Source organism: Citrobacter amalonaticus (assembly GCF_002918555.1).
GTDB lineage: Bacteria > Pseudomonadota > Gammaproteobacteria > Enterobacterales > Enterobacteriaceae > Citrobacter_C > Citrobacter_C amalonaticus_A.
On sequence record NZ_PQMB01000003.1, the window covers coordinates 976,326 to 997,387 of the forward strand.

Genomic DNA, 21,062 nt, shown 5'->3' on the forward strand with positions numbered 1-21,062 from the left:
TTACGAGATCGATTCCAGTAAACAACCCCAGACAGACATTGTTGCACAGACATCTGCGTTTCGCATTCCAACACTGTATATCCATTCAGGTTATACTGTGTCATAATTAACCGTTTGTGATCGCCGGTCGCAATCCATGCAACCAGGCAAAAAGCGTTTAAATCCGGGAAAGGTGAATGGATAAGATCGAAGTTCGGGGCGCCCGCACCCATAATCTCAAAAACATCAACCTCGTTATCCCCCGCGACAAACTCATTGTCGTGACCGGGCTATCGGGTTCTGGCAAATCCTCGCTCGCTTTCGACACCTTGTATGCCGAAGGGCAGCGTCGTTACGTTGAATCCCTTTCCGCGTATGCGCGTCAGTTCCTGTCGCTGATGGAAAAGCCGGATGTCGACCACATTGAGGGGCTGTCGCCAGCTATCTCCATCGAGCAGAAATCGACATCCCATAACCCGCGCTCCACGGTAGGCACCATTACTGAGATCCACGACTATCTGCGTCTGCTGTTCGCCCGCGTCGGCGAACCGCGCTGCCCGGACCACGACGTCCCGCTGGCGGCGCAGACCGTCAGCCAGATGGTGGATAACGTGCTGTCACAGCCGGAAGGCAAACGCCTGATGCTGCTGGCCCCGGTGATTAAAGAACGTAAAGGCGAGCACACCAAAACGCTGGAGAACCTCGCCAGCCAGGGCTATATCCGCGCCCGTATTGATGGCGAGGTCTGCGATCTCTCCGATCCGCCAAAGCTGGAGCTGCAAAAGAAACACACCATTGAGGTGGTGATCGATCGTTTCAAAGTCCGCGACGATCTCTCCCAGCGTCTGGCAGAGTCTTTCGAAACCGCGCTGGAGCTTTCAGGCGGTACGGCGGTGGTTGCCGATATGGACGATTCAAAAGCGGAAGAGCTGCTCTTTTCCGCCAACTTCGCCTGTCCTATCTGTGGCTACAGTATGCGTGAGCTGGAACCGCGTCTGTTCTCGTTCAACAACCCGGCGGGAGCCTGTCCGACCTGTGACGGTCTCGGCGTACAGCAGTACTTCGATCCCGATCGCGTGATTCAGAATCCGGACCTGTCGCTGGCGGGCGGCGCGATCCGTGGCTGGGATCGCCGCAACTTCTATTACTTCCAGATGCTCAAGTCGCTGGCAGAGCACTATAAATTCGACGTGGACGCGCCGTGGGCAAGCCTGGAGGCGAGCGTACATAAAGTGGTGCTGTACGGCTCCGGAAAAGAGAATATCGAATTCAAATACATGAACGATCGCGGCGACACGTCCGTACGCCGTCATCCGTTCGAAGGCGTACTGCACAACATGGAGCGCCGTTATAAAGAGACTGAATCCAGCGCGGTACGTGAAGAGTTAGCGAAGTTTATCAGTAACCGTCCGTGCGCAAGTTGTGAAGGTACGCGTCTGCGTCGTGAAGCACGCCATGTGTTCGTGGAAAACACGCCGCTGCCTGCCATTTCCGACATGAGCATCGGTCATGCGATGGACTTCTTCAGCAACCTCAAGCTCGCGGGCCAGCGGGCGAAGATCGCTGAGAAAATCCTCAAAGAGATTGGTGACCGCCTCAAGTTTCTGGTCAACGTCGGCCTCAACTACCTGACGCTGTCCCGTTCGGCAGAGACGCTCTCCGGCGGCGAAGCGCAGCGTATCCGTCTGGCAAGCCAGATTGGTGCAGGTCTGGTGGGCGTGATGTACGTACTGGATGAGCCGTCTATCGGCCTGCATCAACGCGATAACGAACGTCTGTTGGGTACGTTGATCCACCTGCGTAATCTCGGCAATACCGTGATTGTGGTGGAGCACGACGAAGATGCGATTCGTGCCGCAGACCACGTTATTGATATCGGTCCGGGGGCTGGCGTCCATGGGGGCGAAGTGGTCGCGGAAGGTCCACTGAAAGCCATCATGGCGGTACCTGAGTCGCTGACCGGCCAGTACATGAGCGGCAAACGTAAGATCGAGGTGCCGAAGCAGCGCGTTCCCGCCAATCCAGAAAAAGTGCTGAAGCTGACCGGCGCACGCGGCAACAACCTGAAAGACGTGACGCTGACGCTACCGGTAGGCCTGTTTACCTGCATCACCGGCGTTTCCGGATCGGGTAAATCGACGCTGATTAACGACACGCTGTTCCCGATTGCGCAGACGCAACTGAACGGCGCGACGCTCGCCGAACCGGCACCGTATCGCGATATCCAGGGGCTGGAGCACTTCGACAAAGTTATCGATATCGACCAGAGCCCAATTGGCCGCACGCCGCGCTCCAACCCGGCGACCTACACGGGCGTGTTTACTCCGGTGCGTGAGCTGTTTGCCGGGGTGCCGGAGTCACGCTCGCGTGGTTACACGCCGGGTCGTTTCAGCTTTAACGTGCGCGGCGGACGCTGTGAAGCCTGTCAGGGTGACGGGGTGATCAAGGTTGAGATGCACTTCCTGCCAGACATTTACGTGCCGTGTGACCAGTGCAAAGGCAAACGCTATAACCGCGAAACGCTGGAGATTAAATACAAAGGCAAGACGATCCACGAAGTGCTGGATATGACCATCGAAGAGGCACGAGAGTTTTTTGATGCCGTTCCGGCGCTGGCGCGTAAGCTGCAAACGCTGATGGATGTGGGCCTGACCTACATTCGCCTCGGGCAGTCCGCGACCACCCTCTCCGGCGGCGAAGCGCAGCGCGTGAAGCTGGCGCGCGAGCTGTCCAAACGCGGTACCGGACAAACGCTGTATATCCTGGATGAACCCACCACTGGTCTGCATTTTGCCGATATTCAGCAACTGCTGGATGTTCTGCACCAGCTGCGCGATCAGGGCAACACGATTGTGGTGATTGAGCACAACCTGGACGTCATTAAGACTGCGGACTGGATTGTCGATCTGGGTCCGGAAGGCGGCAGCGGCGGCGGGGAAATTCTCGTCTCCGGTACGCCGGAAACCGTTGCAGAGTGTGAAACCTCACATACGGCTCGTTTCCTCAAGCCAATGCTGTAACCACCTTACGCCGCTTCCTGAGTCATCGGGAAGCGGCGCGCTCCCTTCACGGCGCCAGTAGCTTACGCTTCTCTTCCGGCAGGGTGTTCACCGCCTGTTGATAAGAGGCATCCACCAGATAATAGATTTGTGAACCCGGCAGCGAACCATCCAGATACACCGTGCTCCAGTGTGCTTTGTTGAGATGTCTGCTGGGCCGCACGTCGCCATGCTGCTGGCGTAACAATTCCGCCAGTTCAGGACTGGTTTTGAGAGATGCTGCCGGACGACCTTCCACCTCTTTCACCATCGCAAAGAGCACATCTTCGACTTTAATCTGTGTGGCTTTCCAGTCGCTGTGCACGCTTTGCTCCGCGCCTGGTTTTGCCATGCAATATTGCAGCAACTCCGAAATGGTCATGGTTATCCCCTTTTGAGCGTATCGCTCCACTGAAAATGTCTGCTATTCAGTTTGCAGCAAGTCAGCCAAAGGTAAAAGCCGACAACTCAATTTTGTTTAAAAAAACAGCATCCCGCCGTGCGTCTGACTCTCCGGCACTTTTAGTATTCGGAGTTCACAATGACCTCTTCACCGTACGCCCCGGCCTGCGGCAACGGTCGCCAGGTGGAGTTAGAGGCGCGAAGGATACGGATACCGCGGATGCCGGCATCCCGTGCGGCAGCGATATCATTGTCAGAATCGCCGTAGAACATAAGGATATTTTTTTCCTGCAGCCACTGCGTTTTGGTGTTCTGACCCGGTTTGTCTCCGGCGAAAATAACCGGATTCATACTGGAGGCAGGAATATGGAAATTATCGGCCAGCGTTTTGGAGACGGTTTCGGTTTTCGTCGGGCTACGTCCGGTTATAAAGAAGATGTGGTCGCCACGGCGCACATGCATATCAATAAGCTGACGCGCAACCTCTTTCGGAATGCTGAACTCATCCCAGCCATTGTTCATTTTTTCCCAGAATGCCGGATTCTTCAGATACTCTTCGCTGTCCGGCGACCAGGTTTTTTTGCCCCGCCAGAAGCCTGGACTGGAGAAGAGCACAGTATCATCAATATCAAATCCAACGGCCATCGGCTGACGACCCGTAAGGCTATTTTCAATCTGGGCAACGGAAACCCAGTGAACGGGAACCTGCTCAGCAAGCTTAGCAACGTTAGTGCCCGGATTCAGCGGGGATGGAGAAGAGGCCAGCGCGAGAGCAGAATAGTTGAGCGTGAATAGCAGACATATGGCGCTAAAAGTCAGGGTGAGTTTGCGCATATTTTCCTTCGCTACCATTTAGTTATGATTTTTAATTGAACGACTGGTCAAAAAGCTTTCTGACCATAACCCCGGCGGCAGGTGAAAGGAATAATTTTCTGCGGTTTTGTTACAGAAAAAGAGGATGATCACATCTGAATGGCAAACGGTGTAGTAAGCCGGATAAGGTGTTCACGCCGCCATTCGGCAACGCAAGGCCTGATGGCGTTGCGCTATCAGGCCTGTGAGAAGAGCAACTACATTACCGCAGCAAACGCCTTAGCCACGCGCTGAACGTTAGTGGAATTCAATCCAGCCACGCACATACGTCCGCTGGCAATCAGGTAGATGCCAAACTCCTCGCGCAGCCTGTCGACCTGTTGCGCATTCAGCCCGGTGTAGCTAAACATGCCGCGCTGTTGCAGCAGATAGTCAAAATTGCGTCCGGGGATTTCGGCATTGAGCACCGTCACCAGCGCCTGACGCATCGCCAGAATACGGGTACGCATCGCTTCCACTTCCGCCAGCCAGCTCGCTTTAAGCGCTTCATCACCCAGCACGGCAGCCACCACCTGCGCGCCGAAATTCGGCGGGCTGGAATAGTTACGCCGTACTGTGGCTTTCAGTTGTCCAAGCACCCGACCAGCCGCATCGGCATCTTCGCAGACCACTGACAGGCCACCCACACGTTCACCGTACAGGGAGAAAATTTTCGAGAAGGAGTTGCTGACCAGCGCAGGTAATCCGGCGCTGGCAATGGCGCGAATAGCATACGCATCATCCTCCATTCCGGCACCAAAGCCCTGGTAGGCAATGTCGAGGAATGGGATCAGATCGCCTGCTTTCAGAATCTCAATCACCGCATCCCACTGCGCAGGCGTTAAGTCCGCCCCCGTTGGGTTATGGCAGCATGGGTGAAGCAGCACAATGCTGCGCGGCGGTAAGGTTTTCAGGGTCGCTAACAGATCGTCGAAGCGCACGCCGTTTGTCGTGTTGTCGTACCAGGGGTAAGTACTTACTTCGAATCCGGCGCCTTCAAAGATGGCAATATGGTTTTCCCATGTTGGGTCACTGACCCACACACCAGAATCCGGAAAATAGCGTTTCAGGAAGTCAGCCCCCACTTTCAACGCGCCGGAACCGCCCAGCGTCTGGATGGTCGCCACACGCTGCTGCTGAAGAACCGGATGGCTGGCCCCAAACAGCAATGGCGCAATGGTATGGCGATAGCTGTTCAGACCCTCCATCGGCAGATACAACGACGCACCGTGCGGCTGCGCGTTAAGGCGGGCTTCTGCTTCGGCCACCGCCTTCAGCTGCGGGATAATGCCGTCTTCGTTGTAATACAGACCGATACTGAGATTCACTTTGTCGCTGCGAGAATCTTCCTTGAAGCACTCCATGAGCGAAAGAATCGGGTCGCCAGCGTAGGCGTCAACTTTTTGAAACACGCTGTGGTTCTCCAGGTTTACAGGCGGGGGATAAAGACACAATAAACCGGAAGCGGGAGAAGATCGAGAGGATGTTGAGAGGAATATTGCCGGATGGCGGCGTAACCGCCTTATCCGGCACATCATGAACTTAATCGATATACTTCATTGCCACCCTTGACGTCAGGCGCGTGATAAGTTCGTAAGCACTTACTTTTGTCATTTCAGCGATGCGTTCGACCGGCAGCCCTTCACCCCATAAAATCACCGGGTCGCCAGCATGATCCTGCGCCTGCGGACCTAAGTCGACGCAGATCATATCCATCGCCACGCGACCAACGATCGGGACTTCACGGCCATTGACCAGTACTGGCGTACCGGAAGGTGCCGCGCGCGGGTAGCCATCGCCATAGCCCATCGCAACCACGCCAAGACGCGTATCGCGCTCACTCAGCCACGTACCGCCATAGCCGACCGGTTCGCCCGCTTTATGGTCGCGCACGGCGATCAGGCTTGATGTTAACGACATCACCGGCTGACAGCCAAAGTCGGCCCCGGTGGAATGGTTCTCCAGAGGCGATACGCCGTAGAGAATGATCCCAGGACGCGCCCAGTCAAAGTGAGATTGCGGCCACAGCAGAATTCCGCCAGAAGCGGCAATGGAACGCTGACCGGGTTTACCTGCGCAGAAAGCGTTAAAAACATCAAGCTGCTTCTCGGTCGCGCCGCATTCCGGTTCGTCCGCCCGGGCAAAATGGCTGACGATATTCACCGGCTGACGCACGTTTTTACACTGTGTCAGGCGCTGATAAAAGGCCTCAGCCTGCTCCGGGAGTACCCCCAGACGGTGCATACCGGTATCCAGTTTCATCCACACGGTAACCGGCTCATCCAGCTCTGCCGCTTCCAGCGCGGCAAGCTGCTCCTGGTTATGCACGGCGGTATGCAGATGTTGCTCAGAGATGGTCGGCAGATCGGCGGCATCAAAAAAACCTTCCAGCAGCAAAATGGGCTGCGTGATCCCACCCGCTCGCAGGCGAAGGGCTTCTTCGAGACGCGCAACGCCAAAGGCATCAGCATCGGGGAGCGTTCGCGCGGTCTCCAGAAGACCGTGTCCGTAGGCGTTCGCTTTCACGACCGCAACCAGCTTGCTGGCGGGTGCCAGTTCACGCAGACGTTGCAGGTTGTGTCGCAGAGCGCGGCGGTTAATAACAACGGTTGCCGCTTGCATTTGAATTCCTTTATAAAAAAAAGAATTTCCAAAATCATTCGCGTTGCAGGAAGGCGACAAGCCCGCACCCCGGGAGCTTAGTTAACTAAATGACCGGGGCGCGGGCGCAGTCAACGCACCTGCGGCGTGAAGAATGAAGGAAATTTACTCGTCATCGTATTGAGGGCCTGCGTAGTTATCGAAACGCGACCACTGTCCGTTAAAGGTCAGACGTACCGTCCCGATAGGGCCGTTACGTTGTTTACCAATAATAATTTCGGCGATGCCTTTCAGGTCGCTGTTTTCGTGATACACCTCGTCACGATAGATAAACATGATCAAGTCGGCATCCTGCTCGATAGAGCCGGATTCACGCAGATCGGAGTTAACCGGGCGTTTATCGGCGCGTTGCTCCAGAGAGCGGTTAAGCTGCGACAGCGCCACCACCGGCACGTGCAGCTCTTTTGCCAGCGCTTTCAGCGAGCGGGAAATTTCAGCGATCTCCAGCGTACGGTTGTCGGAAAGCGACGGTACGCGCATTAGCTGGAGGTAGTCGATCATGATAAGACCAATGCCGCCATGTTCGCGGGCGATACGGCGCGCGCGGGAGCGCACTTCCGTCGGCGTCAGGCCGGAGGAGTCATCAATATAGATGTTACGTTTTTCCAGCAGAATGCCCATGGTACCGGAGATCCGCGCCCAGTCCTCATCGTCGAGCTGACCGGTACGGATACGGGTCTGATCCACACGTGATAATGATGCCAGAGAACGCATCATGATCTGTTCTGAGGGCATCTCAAGACTGAAGATAAGAACCGGTTTATCCTGCAACATCGCCGCATTTTCGACAAGGTTCATCGCGAATGTCGTTTTACCCATCGACGGACGCGCCGCGACGATAATCAGATCCGACGGCTGCAGGCCAGCGGTTTTCTTGTTGAGATCGTCATAGCCCGTATTCACGCCGGTCACACCGTCGTGCGGCTGCTGGAACAGCTGTTCGATACGCGCGACGGTGGCGTCGAGCACATCGGTGATATTTTTGGGCCCTTCGTCTTTATTAGCGCGGCTTTCTGCAATCTTGAAAACGCGCGATTCCGCGAGATCCAGCAGATCTTCACTGGTACGCCCTTGTGGATCAAAACCCGCGTCAGCAATCTCATGAGCGACCGAAATCATTTCACGGACAACGGCTCGTTCACGGACGATATCAGCATATGCGCTAATGTTCGCCGCACTTGGCGTATTTTTAGACAGCTCTGCCAGATAGGCAAACCCACCAACGCTGTCCAGTTGCCCCTGACGCTCCAGCGATTCCGCGAGCGTAATCAGATCTATCGGGCTACCGCCTTCCTGTAGTCGTCCCATCTCCGTAAAGATATGACGATGCGGACGGGTATAAAAATCGTCTGACACCACGCGCTCGGCGACGTCGTCCCAGCGCTCGTTATCCAGCATTAAACCGCCCAACACCGACTGTTCCGCTTCAATCGAGTGCGGCGGTACCTTCAGCCCGGCAACCTGGGGGTCACGCTCACGAGCATCAGTCTGTTGTTTGTTGAAGGGTTTATTTCCTGCCATAGTGAATGGAGTTACCGAAACAATGAAATCATGATTGGGTCGAAAGATTACCACATTTCTGGAGGAATCATGGCAACACGTATTGAATTTCACAAGCACGGCGGCCCGGAAGTACTTCAGGCCGTGGAGTTTACGCCAGCAGCCCCGGCGGAGAACGAAATCCAGGTTGAAAACAAAGCTATTGGCATCAACTTTATCGATACTTATATTCGCAGCGGACTCTATCCGCCTCCAGCCTTACCCAGTGGTTTAGGCACAGAAGCGGCAGGCGTGGTCAGCAAAGTCGGCAGCGGAGTGAAACATATTAAAGAAGGCGATCGCGTGGTTTATGCGCAATCCGCACTTGGCGCTTACAGTTCGGTGCATAACGTGCCAGCGGACAAAGCCGCGGTTCTGCCTGACGCTATCTCCTTTGAACAGGCTGCCGCCTCCTTCCTGAAGGGCCTCACCGTTTTTTATCTGCTGCGTAAAACCTATGAAATCCAGCCCGATGAGCCGTTCCTGTTCCATGCGGCGGCAGGCGGTGTCGGCCTGATCGCCTGCCAGTGGGCGAAAGCGTTGGGGGCAAAGCTGATTGGCACCGTCGGCAGCGCGCAAAAAGCGCAGCGGGCTCTGGATGCCGGAGCATGGCAGGTCATTAACTATCGCGAAGAGAATATTGTCGAGCGGGTGAAAGAGATCACGGGCGGGAAAAAAGTACGCGTGGTGTATGACTCCGTCGGCAAAGACACCTGGGAGGCGTCTCTGGACTGCCTGCAACGCCGCGGCCTGATGGTCAGTTTTGGTAATGCTTCCGGGCCGGTGACCGGCGTCAACTTAGGCATTCTGAATCAGAAGGGTTCCCTGTATGCCACGCGCCCTTCTCTGCAGGGGTACATTACCAACCGGGATGAGCTTACAGAAGCCAGCAATGAGCTGTTTTCGCTGATTGCCAGCGGCGTTATTAAAGTGGATGTGGCTGATAATCAGAAGTATACGCTGAAGGATGCGCAACGCGCACATGAGATTCTGGAAAGCCGGGCTACGCAGGGTTCAAGTCTGCTTATTCCTCTTCCCTCTCAATAATTCCGGTTGCAGGACAAAACGGCGTAGTCGTTTGAACCGCCGGTCAAGGCATCCCCAGGCGCTGACCAAAGTCAGTGGCTGGGGTGAATGAAATCGACCAACACCTGTGCGGTTTGAATCAGGGCGGGGAAAAAGATTAGGGCCTCCACATGGGAAGCCCTTTCTTTTTTAGTTCGACTGTATGTAGGGTACAGCTCGATGAATTCGTTAGACGCGCAATAGTGGCAGATTTGATTATCAATTCCTATTTGGTTCTGAAGCCAAAGTTGCAGGTTGTGACGAACCCCACAATCCCCTAGTAACGCCAACGGTTATTGCGCTGATATTGTGGCACTTTTGGCGATTTAACCGCCTTGATCACCCACACCACGGCAACAGCCAGCAGCAGCCACGGCAACAGTTTAATCATCAGCGCGAACATCCCCCCAAGAAACATCACAGCAGTTGCCGCCACCAGCGCCGCCAGGATACCCAGCAGTGACACACCGGTGACCATCAGCATGATAAAAAAGCCAGTCACAAAAAGTAGTTCCAGCATGATGCTCTCCCATAATGAAATTCTGCTAAAACCATTACAAAAATCATGCCAAACTTAATTATTTGATTTATAAACAAAAAGCCCCGCGACATTACGCGAGGCGTGGTGAAATTGACTAAATTTTAGTGAAACCTTAACGTTTATCCGCCACCAGCTTCAGGGCATGTTCCAGTACGTTAATATCCGCACCGGCTTTATGGGCGTTTTCGCTGAGATAGCGGCGCCACTGGCGCGCCCCCGGGATCCCCTGAAACAGCCCCAGCATATGGCGGGTAATATGCCCTAAGTATGTTCCCTGGCACAGCTCGCGTTCGATATAGGGATACATCGCACGTACGACGGCAACCGGATCGGCATCCGCAGTCGTCGTCGCAAAAATTTCGCGATCGACAGCGCTCAGAATTCCTGGATTTTGATAGACTTCGCGACCCACCATCACGCCATCCATATGCTGCAGATGCACTTTCGCCTCCTCCAGCGACTTGATGCCGCCGTTAATGGCCATGGTCAGATGGGGAAAATCCCGCTTCAACTGATAAACTCGCGGATAATCCAGTGGCGGGATCTCACGGTTTTCTTTCGGACTCAGTCCGGAAAGCCAGGCCTTGCGGGCGTGGATAATAAACATCTCACACTCACCTTTACCGGACACGGTATCGATGAAATTGCAGAGGAATTCGTAACTGTCCTGGTCATCGATACCGATACGGGTTTTCACCGTAACCGGAACAGACACCACATCACGCATCGCCTTCACACAGTCAGCCACCAGCTGAGCATTACCCATCAGGCAGGCGCCGAACATGCCGTTCTGAACGCGATCGGAGGGGCAGCCGACGTTGAGGTTAATCTCGTTATAGCCCCTTTCTTCAGCCAGCTTCGCGCACTGCGCCAACGCCGCCGGATCACTGCCGCCCAGTTGCAGAGCGAGCGGATGCTCTTCTTCGCTGTACGCCAGGTAGTCACCTTTACCATGAATAATCGCCCCGGTGGTCACCATCTCGGTATAGAGCAGCGTCTGGCGAGACAGCAGACGCAGAAAGTAACGGCAGTGTCTGTCCGTCCAGTCAAGCATCGGCGCGACGGAGAAACGGTGAGCAGGAAAAAGGGTGTGTGATTCTGATGGCATGGTGAATTTTTGAGCATCCGATAAAATGGGGGCGCTACTATAGCACAAAGCATAACCGGAGACGTAACGCCTCCGGTCGGCAGAAATCAGAAAGTCACGCTCAGCTGCGCGCCAGCCCCCCAGGTCTCATCCTCACCATACAGGCCCATCAAATCGACGTGGACGCGGTTGAATGGCGCAAATCCGACACCACCGGTAAAGACATTGCTGTCGTTATCCTTTACGTCTGCCCGATATCCGGCACGGACTGCCAGCCAGTCTAACGGACGCACTTCGGCGCCCACGCCAACGTATTGCGAGTTATCTTCGCTTTTAAAGCCTTTCGTTTCGGTGAGATCGCCATCCACACTCAGGGTTACAAAGTCGTTATGCCATGCGGCCCCCGCGGTCACCAGCGGACGGATTTGGTACGTGTCGCGTACTCCATCAACCTCTTTAGTATCAATATCCCGTGAGAACACGTTTTGTCCGCTCAGGCCAACCGTCCAGTTTTCTCCGAAGTCTGCCGCCAGACCGGCATCAACGTTAAAACCGGTGTCATCGTTACGGTAACGGCTGCTGTTGATATCGTCGCTGTTGAAGTTGTAGATCGAGACGGTGTAGTTATAGAGCCAGGTTTGTTGCAGTTTCGGGGTCACCCCAACGGATATCGGTACGCCTCCCAGGTTAAACTGACGCGCAATCGCCACGCCATAATCAGACACAATCGCCGCCCGGCCAAAACCCTTTGATTTCAAATCCTGCGGGTCAACCGCGAGAACGCCCGAAGGTACCGCTTCAACCCCTCGCAGGGTGTTGATGTCACCCTGATCAATGTAAGAACTGACGCGGGCACGTGCGTTTGCTTTCGCCACAAAAGCGACCGCCAGAACATCGTTCGGAATGCTCACCGCAAGTCCACCGCCCGCTTTCGCAGTAGCCGTTTTGCCTTTAAGGGATTCAAGCCGATCCGCCAGATTGCCCGCAGCAGAAGAGACCTGCTGATAGCCCTGGCTACCGGGAATAAAGAGATTGAAAGGGTTAATGTTGTCCAGAGAGTGGCGATAGCTGTTGATATCGTCAGTGATATCGTCAATCTTATCGCGCAGATTATCTTTGTCTGAAATCTGTCCCCCGAGGGCCGGAAAAATCACCGTGATCTCATCGTCCGGCTGCGATTTTGCCAACAGCGCAGGGTTGATTAAGACCCCGCTGCCATAGTTTGCCGAGGCCACGCCCGTGCCACCCATTGCGTCATTACGCGCCTCTGTCCAGGTATTCGCCGCCTCTGCCTGATTTGCCATAATGAAAGAGACTACAACGCTAACCACCGAAAATTTTAATGTTTGTTTCACAGTATGCTCGTCTTATTGTCTGCTGATAAACAACCTCCTGTCAGTTATCACCTGAACAGGAGCGAACTATTGCTGTGAATAAAGTGAGAAAAAGCGGCCTGTTCCCTTAACCAAAATCTTCATCTGGCCTGTTGTAATATGTGACGGCCCTCAATATTTATAGAAGACCCTGCTATTTTCGCCCAGGTTTTCCATCATGCGGACCAAAAAATTGCGGGGGATGATCCACCCAACGATCTTCACGCGTGGCGCCATACACCGGGTTCTGCGGATAATAGATACGGTTATGTTTTTTATTTGCCTCACCGACAACCAGCAGCCTCACGTCTTCGGGGGTGTTGTTGATGAAGGTATGGCAGATACCCGTTCCTGCCGGAAAGCCAACGCTATCGCCGGGTTCCAGATTCCACAGATAGCCGTTAATCCACACCTGAGGATATCCTTCCAGCACGTGGACAAACTCTTCTTCATCACTTTCGGCATGGGGGTACGACGTTCGACGTCCTGGCGGCAACCGCTCATGATGAATACCAATCCGCCGCAGTCCCAGAGTACGGGCCAGCGGTGCGCCAACAGAAAAAAGCTCGTCGCTGTCAGGGTAAGTTGAGTCATCGGCACCTTCCACATCGCGCCAGTGACGAATGCAGTCCGGTCTTTTCATCATTATTGTTCTCTTGAGTTGCAATGCGTCAGGTATAGCACAGGTTGGCAGATCTCGGCGTTTATGACAGAACATGATAAAGTAAGGGATTAGTCTTTCACGCAACACGAGGTGCCGAATGCAAAAGCCACCAACGCAAGAGCTTTTAGCGCAAGCTGAAAAACTCTGCGCGCAACGCAATGTCCGACTGACGCCACAGCGCCTCGAAGTGTTGCGTTTGATGAGCCTGCAAGAAGGCGCCATCAGTGCTTACGATCTGCTCGACCTGCTGCGTGAAACAGAACCGCAGGCTAAACCGCCGACGGTGTATCGCGCACTCGATTTTCTGCTTGAACAGGGATTCGTCCACAAGGTTGAATCCACCAACAGCTATGTTCTCTGTTATCTGTTCGACCAGCCGACGCACAGTTCAGCGATGTTTATCTGCGATCGCTGTGGCGTGGTGAAGGAGGAGTGTGCGGAAGGTGTGGAAGACATCATGCATACCCTTGCCGCTAAGATGGGATTTGCACTGCGCCATAACGTGATTGAAGCACATGGGCTATGCTCTGCCTGTGTCGAGGTGGAGGCCTGTCGTCATCCGGGACAGTGCCAGCACGATCATTCAATTTTGGTCAAAAAGAAACCTCGCTAAAGCATTAAGGCGGCAGCCCGCCTTAAGCAAACATAGGGATCGTACATCCATGTACGTTCGGGCAGGAGGGGAACACCTCATACTACTAGTTGCATGGGTGTTGGCTGCAAATCGCAGCGTTTAGCGTACAGATTACCAACGGTAATCGTTACGGGTTTCCCAATCTTTAACCTCTTTCTCTGCCTGATCTTTCGCGTATCCGTAACGTTCCTGGACTTTACCGACCAACTGGTCACGTTTACCTTCAATGACCGTCATATCATCATCGGTCAGTTTGCCCCATTGCTCTTTCACTTTACCTTTAAACTGTTTCCAGTTACCGCCGACTTCGTCTTTATTCATCTTAAAATCCTCATCGTTAGGCTGATAATAGCGAGAGTGAATCGTCCAACTTCGCTATGTTTTTTGCTGGACGTGAGATTAATTGTAGTCAGTGATTTTGGATTTAAAGAAATATTCGGAATTTTTAACCATGACTTGAGGCAAACCAGGTTCCCTTTTGCCAGTGTCGCCGCCAGATTAAAGCTAAAGAAAGCCCGCGCAGAGCCAGAAAGACGGTCAGCGCCAGCCAAAGGCCATGATTTCCAAGCCAGGGTAAAGCAAGCAGTGTAAGGGCAAATCCACCGGCGGCAACGGCCATACTGTTACGCATTTCCGCCGCGCGCGTCGCGCCGATGAACATCCCATCCAGTAAATAGCACCAGACACCAACCAGCGGCAGAATCACCTGCCAGAGAAGATAACGATCGGCCAGCTGTTGGATCTGCGGTAACGAGGTCAACAGGGCGATAATATGCTCACCCGCCAGCGCATAAACCAGCGAAAACAGCAGCGCCACAATACCGGACTGACGACAGGCCGCGTGCCAGACCTCCTGCAGCTGGCTGCCGTCCCGCGCACCATAGGCCTGGCCCGAATGTGCTTCAACGGCATAGGCAAATCCGTCCAGTGCATAGGCGGTAAATGTCAGTAGCGTCATCAATACCGCATTCACCGCAATGATGTCGCTCCCCATCCGCGCCCCCAGCACGGTAATCGCACCGAAGCAGAGCTGCAGCAAAAGCGAACGCAGCATGATGTCGCGGTTAAGCGCCAAAAGACGGCGAAAGTTTCCCTGCCAGGCCTGCTTAAGCATCGCCAGTAAGACACCACGCAGATGAAGGACTTTACGCACCATCAGTAAGCCAATCACCAGGGTGGAATATTCTGCAATAACGGTAGCCAGCGCCGCGCCCTGCACGTTCATGTGCAGCCCCATGACCAGCCAAAGATCAAGAACGATATTCAGGATATTGCCGACAATCAGCAGAATAACCGGCGCCCGGGCATACTGAACCCCCAACAACCAGCCCAGCAGTACCAGATTCGCCAGTGATGCCGGCGCGCTAAGCCAGCGAATTTCCAGGAAGCGTCTCGCCTGTACCAGCACAGCTTCACTGCCGCCAACAATGTGTAATGCCAGGTCAATAATCGGCGTGCGAAACAGCGCAATCAACACTCCGGCCCCTAGTGCCAGTATCAGCGGCTGCACCAGCGCCCTCGCCAGCGCCAGGGGATTTTTCGCGCCATAAGCCTGGGCCGTCAGCCCGGTTGTACTCATCCGTAAAAAAAGCAGCAGCATGAAAAGAAAGCTGGTCGCCGTTGCCCCAATAGCAACCCCTCCCAGATAGACAGGACTGTCCAGATGACCAATCACCGCCGTATCCACCAGCCCCAGCAAGGGAACGGTGATGTTGGAGAAAATCATGGGTAAGGCGAGACGCCAGAGAGCTTTATCTGAGGAGGCGAAAAACGGCATGGGAGCGAGCCTGAGAAGGAGTTAAACGTATTGGTGAATGGTTTCCAGGTCTGGTAAGCGTAGCGCCACCGGGCAGGTTGCCGGATGGCGACGCCACATGTCGCCGGACGACGGTGTAAACACCTTATCCGGCCTGGAGGAAATCAGCGGGCAATTACAACCATTCGCCGTTGCGAATAACGCCTACCGCCAGCCCTTCAATGGTGAAGCTTTGCTCGCGCAGGTCTACAATAATCGGTTTGAATTCGCTGTTTTCTGGCAGAAGTTCGACTTTATTACCCTGTTTCTTCAGGCGTTTTACCGTTACTTCGTCATCGATGCGCGCGACCACCACCTGGCCATTACGCACATCCTGCGTTTTATGCACCGCCAGCAGATCGCCATCCATAATACCGATGTCTTTCATCGACATCCCGCTGACGCGCAGCAGAAAATCGGCGTTCGGTTTAAACAGGGATGGATCGACCTGATAATGACCTTCGATGTGCTGCTGCGCCAGCAGCGGCTCACCTGCCGCGACGCGCCCAACAAGCGGCAGCCCTTCCTCTTCTTCCTGCAACAAACGAATACCACGCGATGCACCGGAAACAATTTCCAGCACGCCTTTACGCGCCAGTGCTTTCAGGTGTTCTTCAGCGGCGTTTGGGGAACGGAACCCCAAACGCTGCGCGATCTCCGCACGCGTCGGTGGCATACCTGTCTGGCTGATGTGATCCCGGATGAGATCAAACACCTCTTGCTGCCTGGCCGTTAACGCTTTCATTCCGCCCCCTGGGTGTATATACAGTTATGCTGTGAGTATATACAGCTAAAGGTGATTTTGGAACCATAAACTGCGCAGAAAACAGGAGTTTTATACGGTTATGGAACCTTTATCGAAAAAACCTTAGCGAAAATGTGACCATAACAGGATGCCCCAGGTAATCAGTGCGACGATAATAGAGAGCAGTACGGCGGCCGATCCCATGTCTTTGGCGCGCCCGGAGAGTTCGTGATAGTCAGAACCAATGCGGTCGACAACGGCTTCAATTGCACTGTTGAGTATTTCAACAATCATGACCAACATTACAGAACCAATCAGCAGTACGCGGGTAATGGCGTCGACATCCAGCCAGCAGGCGATGGCAACGCCCAGTAGCGCAGCAACGCTTTCCTGACGGAAGGCGGCTTCGTTGATCCACGCAGCGCGAAAACCTCTCCAGGAGTAGCCAGCTGCTTTGATAATTCGGGTGAGTCCAGTGGTATTATTGGCCATCAAAAAAACCTTTCTGCATTATTAGCGTCAATGACATTATATCGTTAACTCCGTTGTTCTGAGCTACAGCAACGCGGCGCGAAGTATGACGGGATAGTCCAGAAATTCACATGACTTTCTGATATCCTTGCAGCGCATTTGCATTATTAACCAGAGGCTTTACATCGTTTATGTCCGGCTGGCCACGAATTTACTACAAATTACTGAATTTACCATTAAGCGTACTGGTAAAAAGCAAGTCCATTCCGGCGGATCCCGCTCCGGAATTAGGACTCGATACCTCTCGTCCAATTATGTACGTTTTACCGTACAACTCGAAAGCGGACTTGCTAACGCTGCGCGCCCAATGTCTGGCGCATGACCTTCCGGATCCCCTGGAACCACTGGAGATCGACGGCACGCTGCTGCCGCGCCATATCTTCATTCATGGGGGTCCGCGTGTCTTTACCTGGTACACGCCAAAAGAAGAGTCCATTAAGTTATTCCACAACTATCTCGACCTGCATCGCAGCAATCCGGACCTGGATGTGCAAATGGTGCCGGTATCGGTGATGTTTGGTCGCGCGCCCGGGCGCGAAAAAGGCGAGGTCAACCCTCCGCTGCGGATGCTGAATGGCATTCAGAAATTCTTTGCGGTTTCCTGGCTGGGTCGCGACAGTTTTGTGCGCTTCTCTCCCTCCGTTTCTCTGCGCCGGATGGCCGACGAACACGGAACGGATAAAACCATTGCGCAAAAACTGGCCCGCGTGGCGCGTATGCATTTCGCCCGCCAGCGTCTGGCGGCGGTCGGACCGCGCCTGCCTGCCCGTCAGGATCTGTTCAACAAGCTGCTGGCGTCCAAAGCCATTGCTCGTGCGATTGAAGACGAAGCGCGCAGCAAGAAAATTTCCCATGAAAAAGCGCAGCAGAACGCGATTGCGCTGATGGAAGAGATTGCCGCCAACTTCTCATACGAGATGATCCGTCTGACGGACCGTATTCTTGGCTTTACCTGGAACCGGCTGTATCAGGGGATTAACGTCCATAACGCCGAGCGCGTACGCCAGCTGGCGCACGACGGGCATGAAATCGTCTATGTACCCTGCCACCGCAGTCACATGGACTACCTGCTGCTTTCTTACGTGCTGTATCATCAGGGGCTGGTGCCGCCGCATATTGCTGCGGGCATTAACCTGAACTTCTGGCCGGCAGGTCCGATATTCCGCCGCCTGGGCGCGTTCTTTATTCGTCGTACCTTCAAGGGCAATAAGCTCTACTCCACCGTTTTCCGTGAATACCTGGGCGAACTGTTCAGCCGTGGCTATTCAGTGGAATATTTCGTGGAAGGCGGTCGCTCACGTACCGGTCGTTTACTGGATCCGAAAACCGGCACTCTCTCGATGACCATTCAGGCGATGCTGCGCGGCGGAACTCGCCCAATCACACTGGTGCCAATTTATATCGGTTACGAGCATGTGATGGAGGTCGGGACTTACGCCAAAGAGTTGCGTGGCGCGACGAAAGAGAAAGAGAGTCTGCCGCAGATGCTGCGCGGCTTAAGCAAGCTGCGTAATCTGGGTCAGGGCTACGTTAACTTTGGCGAACCGATGCCGCTGATGACGTATCTGAACCATCATGTCCCGGACTGGCGCGAATCTATCGATCCTATCGAAGCCGTGCGCCCTGCCTGGCTGACGCCGACGGTTAACGGCATGGCGACTGAGCTGATGGTGCGTATCAACAACGCCGGTGCGGCAAACGCCATGAACCTTTGCTGTACCGCGCTGCTGGCTTCGCGTCAACGTTCGCTGACCCGCGAGCAGCTGACCGAACAGCTCGACTGCTATCTGAATCTGATGCGCAATGTACCGTACTCCACCGATTCGACTGTGCCATCGGTCAGCGCCAGCGATCTTATCGATCACGCGCTGCAGATGAATAAGTTCGAAGTCGAGAAGGACACCATCGGGGATATCATCATTCTGCCGCGCGAGCAGGCGGTGCTGATGACTTACTACCGTAACAACATCGCACATATGCTGGTGTTGCCGTCGCTGATGGCAGCCATTATTACCCAACATCGCCACATCTCTCGTGAGGCGCTCCAGCAGCATGTTGACGTGCTCTATCCGATGCTGAAAGCCGAGCTGTTCCTGCGTTGGGAGCGCAATGACCTCGTCGACGTGCTTGACGCGCTGGCCAGCGAGATGCAGCGTCAGGGGCTGATTACGTTGCAAAACAACGAGCTGCATATTAACCCCGCACACTCCCGCACGTTGCAACTGCTGGCGGCTGGCGCGCGTGAAACGCTGCAACGCTATGCCATCACGTTCTGGCTACTGAGTGCGAACCCGTCCATCAATCGTGGCACGCTGGAGAAAGAGAGTCGTACCGTGGCGCAGCGTCTGTCGGTACTGCACGGCATCAACGCGCCTGAGTTCTTCGACAAAGCGGTATTCAGCTCTCTGGTATTAACTTTGCGCGATGAAGGCTACATTAGCGATACTGGCGATGCCGAGCCGGAGCAGACGATGAAGGTATATCAGATGCTGGCGGAGTTGATTACGTCGGATGTACGTCTGACTATCGAAAGCGCGACGCAGAGTGAGTAGGTCGTAACCGATCGTAGGCCGGATAAGGCGGAACGTCGCCCTCCGGCATATGTGGTGTGCCTGATGACGCTATGCTTATCAGGCACATTATTCTGTTAAAACATTCATAAGTGCCAGTAGCTCATCGCCAGCCCGATAAACAGCACCAGACCAACGTAGTTGTTGTTCATAAACGCTTTAAAGCAGGCCTCGCGATCGCGGTGAACAATCAGTTTCTGCTGGTAGACGAACAATGCGCCAGCTATCAGCACCGCCCAGTAGTATCCCATCCCCAGCCCGTTGAGCCAGCCAACCAGCGCCATTAATGCCAGCACGCCAACCTGCAAAATACCAATAATCAGTTTGTCGTTCCGACCAAACAGGATCGCGGTCGATTTGATACCTATTTTCAGGTCGTCATCCCGATCGACCATCGCATATTGCGTATCGTACGCCACGGCCCAGAGAATATTCGCAAGGAACATCAGCCAGCAGCTCAGCGGCACAGACTCACTGACCGCCGCAAACGCCATCGGAATCGACCAGCCAAACGCCGCGCCCAGTACAACCTGCGGCAGATGGGTATAGCGCTTCATAAACGGATAGACCCACGCCAACCCCAGCGCCGCAATTGACAGCAGAATGGTCATCGTATTCAGAGTCAGCACCAGCAGGAAGGAAAGGACCACCAGCACCACAAACAGCGTGCGTGCTTCTTTCTCGGTCACTGCCCCGCTCGGTAGCGGTCGGTTCGCCGTGCGCTTCACGTGACCGTCAAACTTACGGTCAGCATAATCGTTGACGACGCATCCGGCAGCACGCATCAACCAGACACCGGCGACAAACACCGCCAGGATCCACAGCTGCGGTACGCCAGGGGTTGCCACCCACAACGCCCACAGCGTTGGCCAGAGCAGCAGTAAAGCGCCGATTGGCTTATCCGTACGCATTAAGCGGTGAAACGCCAACAGCTTATTCTGCGTCAGACTCCACTCCATTTTATTATCCTCTTCAGTACAACGGTGATGCAGGCAAAAAGAGTTCAGTAAGCATCAGAGGCTTGCCGCTTAACCGCAAACGGGAACGACGTCCCCATAGCGCTGCATCACAACCAATCTCAATAAAATCTCGGGTCAACGTCGATGATGTAAAAAGATAGCGCCCTAACGGGGTTTTCCCCAGATTTTGTAAGGCCAGTTCAGGGCCGCATAACGTTGATTCAGGCACGACGGTACGCCCGGCAAGCCAGGGTTCGCCATCCGCACAGAGTAAAATTTCACGTAGCCAGTAGCGGGACTCTTTTGGCAATAACGCCAGCTCCTCCACCACTTCAGCTTGTTCAACAAAGGCTTCCCGAAGTAGCGTGACAGTCACCCGTTTTCCCTGCTGCTCAAAACGTTTCGTCATGGAATCTTCCAGTAACAGCCAGTCAAGCAGGTCGGGATCCAGCGCAGGAATCTCGTCAAAATAGCGCAGCGCACGCAGTTGCGTTAACGCGGGGTGTGACATGCCTTACTCTCCGTTTCATAACGTAAAGGCATTGTATCGCAGAAAAGAGATTACGGGAGATGGAAACATAATTAAGTGATCTGTTGCGCAACAGAAACTTAACAATTCGCATGGAA

19 protein-coding genes are annotated in these 21,062 nt (G+C 54.3%); 4 read left to right on the forward strand and 15 right to left on the reverse strand.

What is annotated here, in order from left to right; translation table 11 throughout:
- Positions 1-176 precede the first annotated feature (176 nt).
- Entirely contained in the window at positions 177-2,999 is a 2,823-nt protein-coding gene (gene uvrA / locus C3432_RS17420) for an excinuclease ABC subunit UvrA (protein ID WP_103777788.1), read from the forward strand.
- A 46-nt stretch (positions 3,000-3,045) separates the two neighbouring features.
- On the opposite strand, the gene C3432_RS17425 is transcribed toward uvrA, so the two are convergent.
- The 5 genes from C3432_RS17425 to dnaB all read right to left on the reverse strand — a co-directional run bounded on the left by C3432_RS17425 (position 3,046) and on the right by dnaB (position 8,453).
- A complete protein-coding gene (locus tag C3432_RS17425; RefSeq protein ID WP_103777789.1) occupies positions 3,046-3,399 on the reverse strand; it encodes an MmcQ/YjbR family DNA-binding protein in 354 nt (117 codons plus the stop codon).
- Positions 3,400-3,539: 140 nt separating this feature from the next.
- Positions 3,540-4,253, reverse strand: coding sequence for an acid phosphatase AphA (aphA, locus tag C3432_RS17430; RefSeq protein WP_103777790.1), 714 nt, complete (start codon positions 4,251-4,253; stop codon positions 3,540-3,542).
- A gap of 236 nt (positions 4,254-4,489) precedes the next feature.
- Positions 4,490-5,683: an aromatic amino acid transaminase gene (gene tyrB, locus C3432_RS17435; protein ID WP_103777791.1), complete on the reverse strand. Its 1,194-nt coding sequence runs from the start codon at positions 5,681-5,683 to the stop codon at positions 4,490-4,492.
- 130 nt (positions 5,684-5,813) lie between these two features.
- A complete protein-coding gene (gene alr, locus C3432_RS17440) occupies positions 5,814-6,893 on the reverse strand; it encodes an alanine racemase (protein ID WP_103777792.1) in 1,080 nt (359 codons plus the stop codon).
- A gap of 144 nt (positions 6,894-7,037) precedes the next feature.
- Positions 7,038-8,453 (reverse strand): replicative DNA helicase, encoded by a 1,416-nt coding sequence (gene dnaB, locus C3432_RS17445; protein WP_103777793.1) that lies wholly within the window; start codon positions 8,451-8,453, stop codon positions 7,038-7,040.
- A gap of 69 nt (positions 8,454-8,522) precedes the next feature.
- On the opposite strand from dnaB, the gene C3432_RS17450 reads away from it, so the two are divergent.
- Complete coding sequence (locus C3432_RS17450) at positions 8,523-9,518, forward strand: quinone oxidoreductase (RefSeq protein ID WP_103777794.1); 996 nt, start codon at positions 8,523-8,525, stop codon at positions 9,516-9,518.
- 295 nt (positions 9,519-9,813) lie between these two features.
- Here C3432_RS17450 and pspG read toward each other — a convergent pair whose 3' ends face one another.
- The 4 genes from pspG to C3432_RS17470 form a co-directional block, all read right to left on the reverse strand.
- Entirely contained in the window at positions 9,814-10,056 is a 243-nt protein-coding gene (gene pspG / locus C3432_RS17455) for an envelope stress response protein PspG (protein WP_103777795.1), read from the reverse strand.
- 133 nt (positions 10,057-10,189) lie between these two features.
- Positions 10,190-11,185, reverse strand: coding sequence for a tRNA dihydrouridine(20/20a) synthase DusA (gene dusA / locus C3432_RS17460; protein WP_103777796.1), 996 nt, complete (start codon positions 11,183-11,185; stop codon positions 10,190-10,192).
- Positions 11,186-11,271: 86 nt separating this feature from the next.
- The gene (locus C3432_RS17465) at positions 11,272-12,519 is read right to left on the reverse strand and encodes a conjugal transfer protein TraF (protein ID WP_103777797.1); all 1,248 of its coding nucleotides are present in this window, start codon (positions 12,517-12,519) and stop codon (positions 11,272-11,274) included.
- 172 nt (positions 12,520-12,691) lie between these two features.
- The gene (locus C3432_RS17470; RefSeq protein WP_103777894.1) at positions 12,692-13,180 is read right to left on the reverse strand and encodes a cupin domain-containing protein; all 489 of its coding nucleotides are present in this window, start codon (positions 13,178-13,180) and stop codon (positions 12,692-12,694) included.
- Between the two features lie 118 nt (positions 13,181-13,298).
- Here C3432_RS17470 and zur point away from each other — a divergent pair, with 118 nt between their 5' ends.
- Positions 13,299-13,814 (forward strand): zinc uptake transcriptional repressor Zur, encoded by a 516-nt coding sequence (gene zur / locus C3432_RS17475; protein WP_103777798.1) that lies wholly within the window; start codon positions 13,299-13,301, stop codon positions 13,812-13,814.
- Between the two features lie 132 nt (positions 13,815-13,946).
- On the opposite strand, the gene C3432_RS17480 is transcribed toward zur, so the two are convergent.
- From C3432_RS17480 to C3432_RS17495, 4 genes are all read right to left on the reverse strand, one after another.
- Complete coding sequence (locus C3432_RS17480) at positions 13,947-14,156, reverse strand: CsbD family protein (protein ID WP_103777799.1); 210 nt, start codon at positions 14,154-14,156, stop codon at positions 13,947-13,949.
- A gap of 124 nt (positions 14,157-14,280) precedes the next feature.
- Complete coding sequence (gene dinF / locus C3432_RS17485) at positions 14,281-15,612, reverse strand: MATE family efflux transporter DinF (protein ID WP_103777800.1); 1,332 nt, start codon at positions 15,610-15,612, stop codon at positions 14,281-14,283.
- Positions 15,613-15,766: 154 nt separating this feature from the next.
- Positions 15,767-16,375 (reverse strand): transcriptional repressor LexA, encoded by a 609-nt coding sequence (lexA, locus tag C3432_RS17490; protein WP_103777801.1) that lies wholly within the window; start codon positions 16,373-16,375, stop codon positions 15,767-15,769.
- A 123-nt stretch (positions 16,376-16,498) separates the two neighbouring features.
- Positions 16,499-16,867, reverse strand: coding sequence for a diacylglycerol kinase (locus C3432_RS17495; protein ID WP_103777802.1), 369 nt, complete (start codon positions 16,865-16,867; stop codon positions 16,499-16,501).
- A gap of 170 nt (positions 16,868-17,037) precedes the next feature.
- On the opposite strand from C3432_RS17495, the gene plsB reads away from it, so the two are divergent.
- A complete protein-coding gene (gene plsB / locus C3432_RS17500; RefSeq protein ID WP_103777803.1) occupies positions 17,038-19,458 on the forward strand; it encodes a glycerol-3-phosphate 1-O-acyltransferase PlsB in 2,421 nt (806 codons plus the stop codon).
- Between the two features lie 104 nt (positions 19,459-19,562).
- Here plsB and ubiA read toward each other — a convergent pair whose 3' ends face one another.
- Both ubiA and ubiC read right to left on the reverse strand, forming a co-directional pair.
- Positions 19,563-20,435, reverse strand: coding sequence for a 4-hydroxybenzoate octaprenyltransferase (gene ubiA, locus C3432_RS17505; protein ID WP_103777804.1), 873 nt, complete (start codon positions 20,433-20,435; stop codon positions 19,563-19,565).
- Between the two features lie 13 nt (positions 20,436-20,448).
- Complete coding sequence (gene ubiC, locus C3432_RS17510) at positions 20,449-20,946, reverse strand: chorismate lyase (protein WP_103777805.1); 498 nt, start codon at positions 20,944-20,946, stop codon at positions 20,449-20,451.
- Positions 20,947-21,062 lie beyond the last annotated feature (116 nt).

Excerpts from the sequence above, each read along its gene's own strand:
- zur (WP_103777798.1), top strand. The coding sequence starts at position 13,299 with ATGCAAAAGCCACCAACGCAAGAGCTTTTAGCGCAAGCTGAAAAACTC.
- aphA (WP_103777790.1), bottom strand. The coding sequence starts at position 4,253 with ATGCGCAAACTCACCCTGACTTTTAGCGCCATATGTCTGCTATTCACG.
- C3432_RS17480 (WP_103777799.1), bottom strand. The coding sequence starts at position 14,156 with ATGAATAAAGACGAAGTCGGCGGTAACTGGAAACAGTTTAAAGGTAAA.
- ubiA (WP_103777804.1), bottom strand. The coding sequence starts at position 20,435 with ATGGAGTGGAGTCTGACGCAGAATAAGCTGTTGGCGTTTCACCGCTTA.
- dinF (WP_103777800.1), bottom strand. The coding sequence starts at position 15,612 with ATGCCGTTTTTCGCCTCCTCAGATAAAGCTCTCTGGCGTCTCGCCTTA.
- dusA (WP_103777796.1), bottom strand. The coding sequence starts at position 11,185 with ATGCCATCAGAATCACACACCCTTTTTCCTGCTCACCGTTTCTCCGTC.
- lexA (WP_103777801.1), bottom strand. The coding sequence starts at position 16,375 with ATGAAAGCGTTAACGGCCAGGCAGCAAGAGGTGTTTGATCTCATCCGG.
- C3432_RS17495 (WP_103777802.1), bottom strand. The coding sequence starts at position 16,867 with ATGGCCAATAATACCACTGGACTCACCCGAATTATCAAAGCAGCTGGC.
- plsB (WP_103777803.1), top strand. The coding sequence starts at position 17,038 with ATGTCCGGCTGGCCACGAATTTACTACAAATTACTGAATTTACCATTA.
- uvrA (WP_103777788.1), top strand. The coding sequence starts at position 177 with ATGGATAAGATCGAAGTTCGGGGCGCCCGCACCCATAATCTCAAAAAC.
- C3432_RS17450 (WP_103777794.1), top strand. The coding sequence starts at position 8,523 with ATGGCAACACGTATTGAATTTCACAAGCACGGCGGCCCGGAAGTACTT.
- pspG (WP_103777795.1), bottom strand. The coding sequence starts at position 10,056 with ATGCTGGAACTACTTTTTGTGACTGGCTTTTTTATCATGCTGATGGTC.
- C3432_RS17425 (WP_103777789.1), bottom strand. The coding sequence starts at position 3,399 with ATGACCATTTCGGAGTTGCTGCAATATTGCATGGCAAAACCAGGCGCG.
- C3432_RS17470 (WP_103777894.1), bottom strand. The coding sequence starts at position 13,180 with ATGAAAAGACCGGACTGCATTCGTCACTGGCGCGATGTGGAAGGTGCC.
- alr (WP_103777792.1), bottom strand. The coding sequence starts at position 6,893 with ATGCAAGCGGCAACCGTTGTTATTAACCGCCGCGCTCTGCGACACAAC.
- ubiC (WP_103777805.1), bottom strand. The coding sequence starts at position 20,946 with ATGTCACACCCCGCGTTAACGCAACTGCGTGCGCTGCGCTATTTTGAC.
- dnaB (WP_103777793.1), bottom strand. The coding sequence starts at position 8,453 with ATGGCAGGAAATAAACCCTTCAACAAACAACAGACTGATGCTCGTGAG.